At 40.9% G+C, this 14,181-nt stretch carries 11 protein-coding genes; all 11 read left to right on the top strand.

All coding sequences use genetic code 11. The features are described from left to right. Nucleotides 1–173: 173 nt before the first annotated feature. The 11 genes from parE to AC1DIV_RS01130 all read left to right on the top strand — a co-directional run bounded on the left by parE (nt 174) and on the right by AC1DIV_RS01130 (nt 14,029). The gene (parE, locus tag AC1DIV_RS01080; protein WP_048678600.1) at nt 174–2,159 is read left to right on the top strand and encodes a DNA topoisomerase IV subunit B; all 1,986 of its coding nucleotides are present in this window, start codon (nt 174–176) and stop codon (nt 2,157–2,159) included. Beyond that, the gene (parC, locus tag AC1DIV_RS01085) at nt 2,149–4,593 is read left to right on the top strand and encodes a DNA topoisomerase IV subunit A (protein WP_048678599.1); all 2,445 of its coding nucleotides are present in this window, start codon (nt 2,149–2,151) and stop codon (nt 4,591–4,593) included. The genes parE and parC overlap by 11 nt, the downstream gene beginning before the upstream one ends. 313 nt (nt 4,594–4,906) lie before the next feature. Then, on the top strand, nt 4,907–6,502 hold the full coding sequence (locus AC1DIV_RS01090) for a long-chain-fatty-acid--CoA ligase (protein ID WP_340876247.1): 1,596 nt from the start codon (nt 4,907–4,909) through the stop codon (nt 6,500–6,502). 45 nt (nt 6,503–6,547) lie between these two features. Continuing rightward, entirely contained in the window at nt 6,548–7,699 is a 1,152-nt protein-coding gene (locus tag AC1DIV_RS01095) for an acyl-CoA dehydrogenase family protein (protein ID WP_034312386.1), read from the top strand. Between the two features lie 26 nt (nt 7,700–7,725). Beyond that, nucleotides 7,726–8,901, top strand: a complete 1,176-nt coding sequence (locus tag AC1DIV_RS01100) for an acyl-CoA dehydrogenase family protein (protein ID WP_323598001.1) — start codon at nt 7,726–7,728, stop codon at nt 8,899–8,901. A 20-nt stretch (nt 8,902–8,921) separates the two neighbouring features. Beyond that, entirely contained in the window at nt 8,922–9,686 is a 765-nt protein-coding gene (locus tag AC1DIV_RS01105; RefSeq protein WP_048678590.1) for an SDR family oxidoreductase, read from the top strand. Nucleotides 9,687–9,704: 18 nt separating this feature from the next. Continuing rightward, nucleotides 9,705–10,157 (top strand): MaoC family dehydratase N-terminal domain-containing protein, encoded by a 453-nt coding sequence (locus tag AC1DIV_RS01110; RefSeq protein ID WP_252269861.1) that lies wholly within the window; start codon nt 9,705–9,707, stop codon nt 10,155–10,157. Then, the gene (locus AC1DIV_RS01115) at nt 10,154–10,555 is read left to right on the top strand and encodes a MaoC/PaaZ C-terminal domain-containing protein (RefSeq protein ID WP_323597999.1); all 402 of its coding nucleotides are present in this window, start codon (nt 10,154–10,156) and stop codon (nt 10,553–10,555) included. Before AC1DIV_RS01110 ends, AC1DIV_RS01115 begins: the two co-directional genes overlap by 4 nt. A 129-nt stretch (nt 10,556–10,684) precedes the next feature. Beyond that, entirely contained in the window at nt 10,685–12,382 is a 1,698-nt protein-coding gene (locus AC1DIV_RS01120) for a sigma-54 interaction domain-containing protein (protein ID WP_323597998.1), read from the top strand. A gap of 693 nt (nt 12,383–13,075) precedes the next feature. Then, nucleotides 13,076–13,783, top strand: coding sequence for a hypothetical protein (locus AC1DIV_RS01125; RefSeq protein ID WP_477575641.1), 708 nt, complete (start codon nt 13,076–13,078; stop codon nt 13,781–13,783). A 15-nt stretch (nt 13,784–13,798) separates the two neighbouring features. Next, nucleotides 13,799–14,029: a hypothetical protein gene (locus tag AC1DIV_RS01130; protein WP_034312370.1), complete on the top strand. Its 231-nt coding sequence runs from the start codon at nt 13,799–13,801 to the stop codon at nt 14,027–14,029. The last annotated feature ends 152 nt before the right edge of the window (nt 14,030–14,181 follow it).

Here is a 14,181-nt window from a genome sequence, read left to right on the forward strand (position 1 = left end):
TGCTAACGCTAATAAAAAGGACAAAAAAATAGAACACTTGTTCTTTGTTCGTGAAAGTATTATACTTGTTATAATGATAATAACGTATTAATGGATTTGTTAAGCTAGTGAGTCATTTCATTGCAGTATGATTTGGCCCGGAAATTGTGTTTAGTAAGGAAAGGGGAATTTCTGTGGCAAAGAAAGTAAAAACAATCGAGTACAATGATGATGCAATTCAGGTACTGGAAGGACTCGAAGCGGTCAGAAAACGTCCCGGTATGTATATCGGCAGTACTGATGCACGCGGACTTCATCATTTAGTGTACGAGATTGTAGATAACTCCGTAGATGAGGCTTTAGCTGGATATGGAGACCAAATTAGTGTGAAAATACATAAAGATAACAGTGTAAGTGTGTCCGATAAAGGGCGTGGAATGCCTATTGGCATGCATAAATTAGGTAAACCGACGCCTGAGGTCATATTAACGATTCTTCATGCTGGAGGTAAATTTGGACAAGGCGGATATAAAACGAGTGGAGGCCTTCATGGAGTCGGTGCTTCGGTCGTTAACGCGTTGTCTGAATGGCTTGTCGTGACAATCAAGAGGGACGGGTTCATTTACGAACAACGTTTTTTCAATGGCGGAAAGCCAGAAACCACACTGGAGAAAATCGGCAAAACAAATCAAGCTGGGACCAAAATCCACTTCAAGCCCGATCCTAAAATATTTTCGGTGACGACTTTTAATTATGAGATTCTGTGTGAGCGTCTTCGCGAATCAGCTTTTCTTTTAAAAGGCATGAAGATAGAATTGACGGATGAGCGTAACGACCATAATGAAATTTTCCACTATGAAAATGGCATTGAAGCTTTTGTCGATTATTTAAATGAAGAGAAAGAAACACTCCATAGTGTAGTCAGCTTAGAAGGGGAACAAAATGGGATTGAAGTCGAACTTGCCTTTCAATTCAACGATGGTTATTCAGAAAATATTCTAAGCTTCGTGAATAACGTTCGTACAAAAGACGGAGGCACCCATGAGATTGGTGCAAAAACGGCCATGACAAGGGCATTTAATGATTATGCCAGAAAAATGGGGCTATTAAAGGAAAAAGATAAAAACCTCGAAGGTACCGATATACGTGAAGGCTTGTCTTCAATCATTTCAGTGCGCATCCCTGAAGAACTTCTTCAATTCGAAGGACAAACCAAAAGCAAGCTTGGAACCAGCGAAGCCCGTTCTGCAGTCGATTCCATCGTATCAGAGCACCTAGCCTACTTTTTTGAAGAAGATCCGACCACGAGTACCCTATTGGTTAAAAAAGCGATTAAAGCGTTCCAGGCAAGGGAAGCGGCACGTAAAGCCCGTGAAGACGCAAGAAGCGGGAAGAAACGGAAAAAATCCGATGCCATCCTTTCCGGGAAATTAACACCAGCCCAATCGAAAAATCCCGAACGAAATGAATTGTATCTTGTAGAAGGTGACTCTGCTGGGGGATCCGCTAAACAAGGGCGGGATCGCCGTTTCCAAGCAGTTCTACCTTTGCGGGGTAAAGTTATCAATACGGAAAAGGCAAAACTGGCGGATATTTTTAAAAACGAGGAAATAAATACGATCATCCATGCCATCGGCGGAGGTGTCGGGGCGGAGTTCAATACGCCGGACACTAACTATGATAAAGTGATCATCATGACTGATGCCGATACGGATGGGGCCCATATCCAAGTGCTGCTGCTGACTTTCTTTTACCGATATATGAAGCCGTTAATAGAGTCAGGAAAGGTTTACATTGCCTTGCCCCCTTTATATAAAGTGAGCAAAGGGACAGGGAAGAAAGAAGTCATTGAATATGCTTGGAGCGATGAGGAGCTCCAGGGAGCGATAGACAAGGTAGGGAAAGGCTATATGATTCAGCGCTATAAAGGGCTGGGTGAGATGAATGCCGATCAATTATGGGATACCACCATGAACCCGGAAACAAGGACATTGATACGTGTGAAGATCGATGATGGAGCACGTGCAGAAAGACGTGTGACAACTTTGATGGGAGATAAGGTTGAACCGCGTCGTAAGTGGATTGAAGCCAATGTCGCTTTTGGTCTCGAAGAGGAATCGAATATTTTAGATAATGAAAATATGTCGATTGAAGAGGAGGTCATTAACGATGGTATTTGAAGAAACGTTTCGGGATTTGCCGCTTGAAGAGGTAATTGGTGACCGCTTCGGCCGTTATAGTAAATATATTATCCAAGATCGGGCACTTCCTGATGCAAGGGACGGCTTAAAACCGGTGCAGCGCAGGATATTGTATGCGATGCATGTCGAAGGAAACACTCAGGAAAAAGGATTCAGGAAATCCGCAAAAACGGTCGGTAATGTAATCGGTAACTATCACCCTCACGGAGATTCATCCGTTTATGAGGCAATGGTTCGGATGAGCCAAGACTGGAAGCTGCGGAAGGTCATGGTCCAAATGCACGGAAACAATGGTAGCATTGATGGTGATCCGCCTGCTGCGATGCGGTATACGGAAGCAAGGCTTTCATCGATTGCCTCCGAGATGCTGCGGGATATTGAAAAAAGGACGGTCGATTTTGTACCGAACTTTGATGATACTTCAGAAGAGCCCATTGTATTGCCTGCAATGTTCCCTAACCTGCTTGTAAACGGCTCTACAGGAATTTCAGCCGGCTATGCCACTGAAATCCCCCCACATCAACTAGGTGAAGTCATTGATGCTGCCATTATGCGAATCGATAAGCCGGAAGCGACAGTCGCTGATTTAATGACTGTCATTAAAGGGCCGGATTTTCCTACTGGCGGTATCATTCAAGGAATTGAGGGCATTCGTAAGGCCTATGAAACAGGTAAAGGGAAAATAATCATTCGCGGGTTGGCGGAAGTGGAAACGATTCGGGGCGGCAAACAGCAAATCGTCATCACTGAAATCCCATATGAAGTCAATAAAGCAAACCTTGTTAAGAAAATGGATGAATTCCGTCTAGACCGGAAAGTGGAAGGTATCGCCGAAGTAAGGGATGAGACCGACCGTACAGGACTGCGCATTGTCATCGAACTGAAAAAAGAAGCAGATGCAAATGGAGTCCTGCATTATTTATACAAAAATTCCGATCTCCAAATTGCATACAATTTCAATATGGTTGCGATTTATAAAAAACGGCCAACATTGATGAGCCTGCCTAAAATGCTCGATGCTTATATCGAACACCGTAAAGAGGTAATCGTGAACCGTTCACGTTATGAGCTGCAAAAGGCACATGACAGGGCACATATCGTCGATGGATTAGTGAAAGCTTTATCCATATTAGATGAAGTCATCGCTGTCATCCGGGCATCTAAAGACAAACGGAACGCTAAAGATAACCTTATAGCTAAATTTGCTTTTACAGAAGCGCAAGCTGAAGCCATTGTCTCCTTGCAGTTATATAGGCTGACAAATACGGATATTACAGCACTTGAAGCAGAGGCAGCGGAATTGAAGGACAAAATTGAGGAATTGACAAAGATTCTTGGCAGTGAAAAAGTTCTTCTTCAAGTAATTAAAAAAGAACTTCGATTCATTAAAAAGGGCTTTGATGACGGACGGCGTTCCAAAATCGAAAAAGAGATTGAAGAAATCAAAATAAATCTTGAAGTCTTGATTGCGAGTGAAGACGTGATGGTTACCGTTACAAAAGAAGGCTATGTCAAACGGACATCGTTACGATCTTATGCAGCGTCAGGAGGTCTTGATTTTGGCATGAAGGATTCCGATCGCCTGCTCCAGAGGCTTGAGATGAATACAACAGATGTCCTGTTGCTGTTCACATCCAAAGGGAACTACCTCTATTGTCCAGTTCATCAGCTTCCTGATATTCGCTGGAAGGAAACCGGACAGCATATCGCGAACATCATTCCAATTGACAGGGAAGAACAAATCATAAAAGCGATTCCAATCAAAGATTTTACCATGCCGGAATTCTTAGTGTTCATCACGAAAAATGGTATGGTGAAAAAGACAGAATTAGCTTCCTATAAAGCCCAGCGTCATTCAAAACCGCTGGTTGGTGTCAATTTAAAAGGTGACGATGAACTGGTCGATGTCCATCATACCGATGGGCAGGCTGACCTTTTCCTAGTCACTCATAATGGCTATGGTTTATGGTTTGATGAAGAAGAAGTAAGTGTTGTCGGTGTCCGGGCAGCCGGAGTCAAAGGGATTAACTTGAAAGAAGATGACTATGTCATTGGCGGAAAAGTTTTGGCCAAGGATAGTAAAGAATCAATCTTTATCGTTACACAGCGCGGGGCCATAAAGAAAATGAAATTAACCGAGTTTGAAAAAACGAGCCGGGCAAAACGCGGTGTCGTGGTCTTGAGGGAATTGAAATCGAATCCTCATAGGGTCATTGGTTTCGATATCATTAACAAAACCGACAGTCTATTCATTCTATCCGAAAAGGGAACCATTGAAACGATTCATGCCGCTTCATTAAAAAATCATGATCGATATACGAATGGATCATTTGTTTTTGATGAAACGGTTAGTGGAAAAGCGAAAGAATTATGGAAAATATCATTGGAAGATGACACCGCCATAGAGCAGTGAATCATTTTTTTGAACGGGATGCTGGCCTTGATCAGCATCCCGTTTTATTTTCCTGAAAATGCAGTTATATCCACAGGCCAGCACTACAGCTGAGTCTTTTTACGAAAGCATTGTCTTAATTCAAAAATGACTTATTGAGTCAAATTTAAATCCTAGTATTATGAACCTAATATTATTAAGAACGCAGCAAATAATTCAATTTTGAATTTTAGCATTAACTGAATCAACGTATCAAAACGATTTATTTTTGGCACACTCCTTGCATATTGTTAGTATGACTTCTTTATTTTTGAATGAAGAAAGGGGAGGACCAATGGATAGACCTTGGATAAAGCATATCCCGTCCGGAAATCCAATCGAGATTGATATTCCTGAAATTTCATTGACAGAACTATTTTTTCAATCAGTCGAACAGTATTCGGATAATACAGCAGTAACGTTCATGGAGGAAAGGTATACATATTCAGAGTTGGGGAAGTTAGTGAAAAGATGTGCCCGATTGCTTGCTGATGAAGGGGTTGGAAAGGGAGATCGTGTGGCTCTCATGCTTCCTAATTGTCCCCAATATCCAATTGGTTTTTTTGGAACTCTTTTGAATGGAGCCATTGTTGTCCAAATCAACCCAATGTATAAGGCGAACGAATTAATGCATGTACTGAAGGATTCAGGTGCAAGGCACATCATTGTACTCGACGATTTATTGCCCATAGTTGAAGCCGTCATAGCTGAAACCGATGTTGAAAAGGTGTTGATTGTGTCTCTGGAAAAGGGAAAATGTGAAATGACAAAAAAACTGCTATCTGTAACAGAGGCGGATTTCACTGTGGAGATTGAACCTGCTAGAGATGTCGCCGTCCTCCAATATACTGGAGGAACGACAGGGCGTTCTAAAGGCGCGATGCTAACCCATCGTAATATCGTAGCCAATACGCTGCAAAGTGCAGCCACTTCAAGAACCAATACTCAAAAGGGGAAGGAAAGGGTACTGGGCGTTTCCCCATTATTTCATGTTTACGGCATGACTTCAGGGATGAACCTGACGTTTTATAATGGCGGGGAATTAATTCTTGTATCCCGATTTCAGGTAACGGAGATCGTCGATATTATCACTAATCTTAAACCGACTATTTTTCCAGGGGTACCGACGATGTATATTGCTTTATTACAATATTACCAGTCCCATCCATTTGATTTGCATACTTTGAAATCTTGCGTTTCGGGTTCGTCACCATTGCCATTGAATGTATTGTCAAGGTTTAACGAACTTAGTGGAACAAAGATTGCTGAGGGCTATGGACTGTCCGAGGCGTCACCAGTCACGCACCGGAATCCAGTCAGCGGCCTGCAAAAACCCGGAAGTATCGGGATTCCGATACAAAATACGGATGCAGCCATAATTGACAGCATTACAGGAGAGCCAGCCCTCTTGGTTGATACACCAGGTGAATTGGTCATTAAGGGTCCACAGGTAATGAAAGGTTATTGGGGCATGCCTGAAGAGACGCGGCAGACGATTCAAAACGGATGGCTGCATACCGGTGATATGGCCAAGATGGATGAAGATGGCTTCTTTTACATTGTGGGACGGAAGAAAGAGATGATCATCGCAGGCGGATTCAATATTTATCCAATTGAAATTGAAGATATACTATACAGCCACCCTAAGGTTCTGGAAGCTGCCGTCTTTGGCGTTCCCGATCAATATCGCGGTGAAACGGTACATGCAGCGGTAGTTCTAAAACCAAGTGAAAGAATAACTGAAAACGAATTGAAGGATTATTGCCGAAAGCAGCTCGCTGCCTTCAAGGTCCCAAAAGCAATCACATTTGAAAGTGAACTTCCGAAGACGGCGGTCGGTAAAATTTTAAAACGCAAGCTTCAAGAAAAACATATCGCTCATTCGAACTAGATATGAAAGCGTTAACAACCAATTCGCAGATAAAGGGGAATGCAAATGGACTTTCGCTTAGATGAAGACATCCTGCTACTTAAAGAAAATATACGCCAGTTTATCGAAGAACAAATCGATCCATTTTCCATGCAGATAGAGGATGAAGATCATATCCCGGAATCCATCATAAATTTATCGAAGGAAATCGGGCTATTCGGACTTAGTATCCCGGAAAGGTATGGCGGACTCGGAATCGGGATGGTGGGAAAATGTGCTTTATATGAGGAAATCGGCAAAACACATAATGGATATACCACTCTGATTGGGGCCCACACCGGTATAGGGACGGTAGGGATAGTTGAAATGGGCAATGAAATGCAAAAGGAAAAATATCTACCAGATATGGCAAGCGGTAATAGAATTGGCGCTTTTGCTTTAACTGAGCCTGCAGCGGGGTCCCATGCTACGAATCTCAAAATGACGGCGGTCAAAAATGGCGATAAATATATTTTAAATGGTACTAAGCATTATATAACGAATGCAGATGTAGCAGATATTTTTACAGTTATGGCCGTTACAGACAAAGATAAAGGGGCGAAAGGGATCACCTCATTTATAGTAGAAAAGGATTTTCCGGGTTTTAGAGTTGGTAGCCTGGAAAGGAAGATGGGTCTTCGAGGCTCACATTCGGCCGAATTATTTTTTGAAGATTGCGAGGTTCCTGCTGAAAATGTACTGGGGGACGTCGGCCAAGGGTATGTAAATGCCTTGAAAATCCTTGCAAATGGTCGGGCAGGCCTTGCTGCCCGTAATTTAGGGTCCTGTCAATACCTGCTCGATCTTTCTACCAAATATGCCACAGAACGTGAACAATTCAATGTCCCGATCATTGATCATCAAGCCGTATCCCATATGATTGCCGAGATGGCAATGGAAATAGAAGCACTTCGCTCATTCACATACAGGGTCGCATGGATGGTCGATCAGAAAGAAAAAATCATTAAAGAAGCGGCCATGCTCAAGTTGTATGGTTCGGAAGTATATAATCGTATCGCTGATAAGGCCGTTCAGATTCATGGCGGGATGGGATATATGAAGGATTATCCAGTTGAACGTTTCTATCGGGATGCCCGAATCACCAGAATATATGAAGGTACGTCCGAAATCCAAAAGAATATCATTACCGGGCAATTAAAGAGAAAATATCAAAACTAGTCTAATTGGAAAGCGGAGGGGTTAAAATGGATTTACGACTATCAGATGAACAAAAAATGGTGCAAAAAACAATACGCAAGTTCGTGGAAAATGAATTGATTCCATTGGAAAATGAAGTACTTCGCAATGAAATGGCAGGAAAACCCAGTTTACCAGAGGGGACATTGAAAGATTTACAGGAAAAAGCAAAAAAAGCCGGGTTTTGGGGCATTAATACCCCGGAGGAATTTGGCGGGGCAGACCTAGGTCAGCTCATGATGGCAATTGTCTTGATGGAAGTATCAAAAACGTTTGTACCATTCAGTTTTGGAGGTTCGGCTGATAACATCCTTTATTATGCAAATGAAGAACAGAAACAGAAATATCTGATCCCTACGATTAATGGTGATAAAAAGTCCTGTTTTGCCATGACGGAACCGGGAGCTGGGTCCGATACGAGAAATATTAAAATGACGGCAGTAAAAGAAGGGAACGAATGGGTGCTGAACGGTGAAAAAACGTTCATTACCGGAGGAAATGATGCCGATTTCGTCATGGTCATTGCCGTAACAGACAAAGAACGTCATCAAGCGACCGGAACGGAAGGGGTAACCTGTTTCATTGTAGACCGTGATATGGGCTGGAGATCAGAGTATATCAATACGATGGGAGAATGGGGACCGGCCGGTTTAGTTTTTGATAATGTCAGGGTACCCGAAGAAAACATCTTAGGGGAAGTGCATGGCGGTTATAAACTAGGCTTGGAATGGATAGGGTTTGCAAGATGGATCGTAGGCGCACGCGCTGTCGGTTCTGCAGAAAGATTGCTGCAAATGGCAATAGAATACGCTAAAGAACGAGTCACATTCGGTAAACCGATCGCTGAGCGCCAGGCCATTCAATGGCAGATAGCTGATTCGGCTGTAGAGATTGAAGCGGCAAGATGGCTTGTATTGAATGCGGCTTTTACACTTGATAATGGAGAAGACAACCGCCATTTAGCTTCAATGGCTAAACTCTATGGAGCCAATATGGGGAATCGTGTCGTGGATCGAGTATTGCAGATACATGGTGGCATGGGCTATACGAAGGAGCTTCCCATCGAACGTTGGTACCGCGAGGCAAGGCTTTGGAGGATTTATGATGGTACGGATGAAATACAGCGTATGATCATTTCCCGAAATTTGATTAAGGGTCATGTTAAATTAGGACAATTCTTATAATAGATTAGGAGGAAACGATTATGTCAGGGAGATTTTCAGGGAAAACAGCTTTAGTTACAGGTGGAAGCAGGGGGATTGGCCGGGCGATCGTCGAACTGTTTGCCAGTGAAGGCGCAAACGTGGCGATTATTGATATCAACGAAGAGGTTTTGACAGCAACAGGAAATGAATTAAGGGACAAGGGTTATACCATTTTTACCAAAGTGACCAACGTGGTCAATCCAGAAGAGGTGGAAGCATCGATAAAAGAAATAGCCGACACATTCGGATCGCTTGATATTCTCGTGAATAATGCTGGGGTCATCCGGGATAATTTACTTTTTAAAATGACCGATTCAGATTGGCAGACGGTAATGGATGTGCATTTAAAAGGTACTTTCAATGCAGTACGTGCCGCCCAGAAGCATATGGTTGCAAATAAGTACGGAAGAATCATCAATATATCATCCACTTCGGCCCTTGGGAACCGCGGGCAGGCTAATTATTCAGCCGCAAAAGCTGGGCTTCAGGGGTTAACAAAAACACTGGCGATTGAACTTGGAAAATATGGGATAACGGCTAATTCGGTCGCACCAGGCTTTATAGAAACCGAAATGACGAAAGAAACAGCTAGGCGGGTGGGAGTGAGTTTTGAACAATTCATCCAGGATAGGGCAAATAGTATTCCGGTTGCCAGAAGCGGTTTGCCAAGTGATATTGCTCATGCTGTTGCATTTTTTGCCGATGAGGCATCCTCATTCATTAGCGGGCAGGTTTTATATGTTGCGGGCGGTCCAAAAAATTAAGGGAAAAGGCGGGATGTTATGTTCAACGATAGTATTGGAAAACGATCCAAACCCGTTAAAAATATAGTTGAACGGGGAGCCGTTAAAAAATTCGCATTATCGATTGGTGATCCCCACCCGATTTTCATTGATGAAGAAACAGGCAGGCAATCAAGGTACGGTACGAATATCGCTCCACCAACTTTCCCAAGGGTCTTTGATTTTGGGACGATTGAAAGCTTAAATCTCCCGAATAAAGGCTTGATTCACGGTGAGCAGGTATATCGCTATAACAGGCCGCTGAAGGTAGGGGAAGAAATCACCTGTTATACGGAAGTGAAAGACTATTATGAGAAAAAAGGGAAACAAGGGGAAATGGGATTTCTAGCCTTTAAAAATTATGGGACGGATGCAAATGGGGAAATTGTCTTCACTGCTGAACAGCTTGTCATTTTAAATGAAACGATCAGAAGGATGGTGATGAGTAAGTGACGACATTAACCGAACTTCATATTGGTGACTCGTTACATTCTATCGAGCTTGCACCCGTAACGCGACTGGACCTCATTAAATATGCCGGCGCATCAGGTGATTTCAATCCCATTCATACCATTGATGAGGAAGCAAAAAATGCTGGTCTTCCAGGTATCATCGCACATGGGATGTGGACGATGGGAAACCTCGCAAAGCTATTCAGTAATCTTTATGAAATTGGATTTATCGAAGAATACAAGATTCGTTTCAAAGGCATGGTTTTCCTGAATGATGTCATAACTCTTCAAGCGGATCTAAAAGAAAAAAATGGGAATAGATATTTTTTCAACGTAGCGGCCACTAACCAGTCAGGTAAGGAAACGATCAGTGGAGAGGTTATTTTTAAGACTTACTGAGGTAAAGTAGTGATGAAAATTATTTCATCACTACTTTTTTTAGGAGCGAAATTCGACAATTTTAAAGGAGTTTCGAAAATTATCCAGAATTGTACTTAAAAAGAATTCTTTTTGCGGCGGTGAATAGTAATGAATCAAGTGAAACAGGATTCTCAACTTAATTTGCTCAAAGAGTGGACCTTTCCTGCACTAGTCGTGGATTCTGCAAATCGGATTAAGGATTGGGGAAACTATTTTAATCAATTGTTAAGCCAGGATGGTAATAATACATTAACCGAACAATTCGATGAGTGGCAATTTCTCGATAATAAAAGGCTTGCAGCTGCAAGGCTGCATGATAAACGGTATTTATTTTTATTAATGAAACAAATGGATGCTGACAATATTCTTTATATAGGCAGGGAAACAGAATTTTTGGACGATTTACTGATTGATGCTCATGAAACGGATAAATTGAATCGCGCACTGGATGCAATAATCGAAAATTCCTATGATGGAATATACATCACCGATCAAGATGGAATCACACTTTATACCAATTCGGCAATTGAACGGATCACAGGCATACCAAAAGAGTATTATATCGGAAAATCTGTGGACCAATTGATTAAACGAGGCATACTGAATGCGTCGGTGACTCATAAGGTAGTGAAGCTGAGACGAACGGTATCAGTCGTACAGGATAATTTTGCGGGAAAGGAAACATTGATAACAGGGAGTCCCGTTTTTAATGCAGAAGGGGAAATAGAGCAAGTCGTTACGAATATAAGGGATTTATCTGATTTAAATGAACTGATGCATGAGTTGACGAAAGCTAATGAACTGAATAATCAATATAAGCAGGAAATTGAGAAACTGCGGAAGATAACGAGCAAAGATGGAGTCGTATTCGTCAGTGATAAAATGAAAATGATTTATGAGATAGCAGAAAGAATATCGGATATTGATGCGACAGTACTCATACTGGGGGAAACGGGTGTTGGAAAGGATGTCCTTGCCCGAAATATCTATAATCGGAGCATCCGATCTAAAAAAGGTGACTTCATCAAAATAAATTGCGGGGCAATTCCCGCTGATTTATTGGAATCCGAGCTCTTTGGATATGAAGGAGGGGCATTTACCGGAGCCAATCAAAAAGGAAAACCAGGGATGTTTGAACTGGCAGAGAGTGGTATCCTATTCCTGGATGAAGTAGGTGAGCTTCCCCTGCAACTTCAGGTGAAGCTGCTCCGGGCCCTTCAGGAAAGGGAGATTCAAAGAATCGGGGGTACAAAACCAAAGAAAATCGATGTTCGCATAATAGCAGCCACGAACCGAAATCTTACGGAAATGGTCAAATCGGGTGATTTTCGAGAAGACCTCTTTTATAGGTTGAATGTCATTCCGATCACGATCCCTCCTCTAAGGGAAAGAAGAGAGGATATCTTGGCATTGACTGACTTGTTTTTAACAAAAGCAAACGAACAATATAAATTCTCAAAAGAAATAGATTCGCGGTTGAAAGAATATTTTTATCAACATGATTGGCCAGGAAATGTCCGTGAATTGATTAATATAGTGGAAAGGCTCGTCGTGCTGACGGATAATCGAATATTATCGATTAACGACCTTCCGGAAGAATATCAGCCGGAAAATCGGAATCAACCGAACCACAATGCTACCTTAACTTTAAAAGAAGCGGTGGAAAGAGCCGAAAAGGAAATATTGACGAAAGCGGCTCAAACTTACCAAACTACATATGAAATAGCAGAAGCCCTGGAATCCAGTCAGGCAACAATCGTAAGGAAACTTAAAAAATATCGATTAAAGGTCAGTGGAAAAGAATAGATGAGTTTGAACAGCACCCTCCATTGTTGGACACCATCCAACAATGGAGGGTGCTGTTTTTTGACTAAAAATTACGATAGGCGAAAAATTACATGGGGTTAAGTGCTTGGAAGGAAAAGCTTCATCATTTTATAGATTGTTATTCAGTTTATATTCATAATTTATCTTTATTATTTTTTCTAATATTCAAATAAATAAGTAGAAATATTATCGTGTTAGCAAGATCAAGTTAGGGTTTTAAATTATCCAAAATATATACAATCATGTAATCACCTTCTTTTTTTCAATAAGAAGTCTCTAACCAATATTTGTCTTTAACAACCCATGTATATACTCTTGCAACTGTCAATTTTGAATTTTCAGATGCTCTATTTTTAAATCTAACTCCCCAATATGCACTTTAAGTTAATGTCACCGTACCTCTGATTACCCCTTGAGCTTCTATTGACCAATAATGGGCTCGAGGTGGAACTTCATAAACTCATTTAAATACATGAAGTCACACCTTGTATAAGATCAATATCAATCAAAATATTACTCTACTCAAACATTCCTCGTTTTAACCCTTTACTTTTTTGTATATTTTGCATATTATTACTTATGTACCATGAAAAGTCAAAATTTTAGGGAATATGAATCATTGTTTGTTAAGGTTGTGTTGCATATGTACTATAAAAAATAAGGGGGAACATAATGTGTAAGAAATTATCGATGACTGTAATCATGCTTTTATCAGTGGTTATGCTAGTTGGAGGAATTTTACCGAGTGTGGGACATGCCCAAAAGAACAATGAATCAATAAGTACAGAAAGTACAGAAAGTACAGTATTAACTTTAGACGATACCATGACAGTTAGTGAACAAAACTCAATAATTAATGAGTATCTAAGTGATCCAAATATAGATGAGTTAATTGTTCTTGATGAGTCGTTATTAATAGAGAGTAATGTTATAGAGAATGGCCCTAGCACTAACGCACGTGCTATAATTAATAAGTATAAAGTTCAAAATGTACGGGGAGGGTCTGATGCAACAGGATCTAGCGGACTTGCCACTGCTATTGGTGGTCCAGGAGTAGTATTAAATATTAGCCAGAATAAATCAGTAGCTACCACAGTTAGTGCGAATTTTGGTGCTAGTAATGCTGCACTATCAGGGGCTCTAGGGTATAGTGTAACGGGTACAACAACTATAACGATTTCTGGTACATTTAAAGTTCCGAGTAAGGTAAATGGGAAAAGTGTTAAATCATTAAAATTCACAGCATATCCTGTATATAAAACTAAACTATATGATGTATATAAAATGCCATGGAATTCCTATAGTTGGACTAAACAAGGAACAGGCACAGCAAAAAAAGCTTATGGTGTATCTTATAAAAAAGTTTATACCTATAAATAAAGGATTGAAGCTTAAATGAAAAAAAAATATATAATTATAATTTTTATGCTTATAATAATTATTGGAAGTTTGCAAATTCCTAGTCTGCTAGAATCAATATATCCATTGGCTAAAGAAGATAGAACGGAAGCTTTTTATAATATTAGATATTTATTGCAAGGGATTTTTTCTTTGGCAGGTATAATATTTGTTAATATTATATTGTTAATATATTTCATGAATGGTGATGTTGATAAAAAAAACTAGTTGAATAAGTAATGAAAGCCCTCTTCGACGAGGGCTTTTCTTTGTTTTTTCCTTGACTTTTATTTTCCTATTTAGCTTTCCTACACTTTTCATAATCCTTTTTTTGTACGTAAGCAATTCATTTCGATATATTTGCAACCGAGTCCACACCA

This window comes from Peribacillus sp. 05N428 (genome assembly GCF_056397085.1).

Excerpts from the sequence above, each read along its gene's own strand:
- AC1DIV_RS01110 (WP_252269861.1), top strand. The coding sequence starts at position 9,705 with ATGTTCAACGATAGTATTGGAAAACGATCCAAACCCGTTAAAAATATA.
- parC (WP_048678599.1), top strand. The coding sequence starts at position 2,149 with ATGGTATTTGAAGAAACGTTTCGGGATTTGCCGCTTGAAGAGGTAATT.
- AC1DIV_RS01125 (WP_477575641.1), top strand. The coding sequence starts at position 13,076 with ATGTGTAAGAAATTATCGATGACTGTAATCATGCTTTTATCAGTGGTT.
- AC1DIV_RS01100 (WP_323598001.1), top strand. The coding sequence starts at position 7,726 with ATGGATTTACGACTATCAGATGAACAAAAAATGGTGCAAAAAACAATA.
- AC1DIV_RS01120 (WP_323597998.1), top strand. The coding sequence starts at position 10,685 with ATGAATCAAGTGAAACAGGATTCTCAACTTAATTTGCTCAAAGAGTGG.
- AC1DIV_RS01090 (WP_340876247.1), top strand. The coding sequence starts at position 4,907 with ATGGATAGACCTTGGATAAAGCATATCCCGTCCGGAAATCCAATCGAG.
- AC1DIV_RS01130 (WP_034312370.1), top strand. The coding sequence starts at position 13,799 with ATGAAAAAAAAATATATAATTATAATTTTTATGCTTATAATAATTATT.
- AC1DIV_RS01095 (WP_034312386.1), top strand. The coding sequence starts at position 6,548 with ATGGACTTTCGCTTAGATGAAGACATCCTGCTACTTAAAGAAAATATA.
- AC1DIV_RS01105 (WP_048678590.1), top strand. The coding sequence starts at position 8,922 with ATGTCAGGGAGATTTTCAGGGAAAACAGCTTTAGTTACAGGTGGAAGC.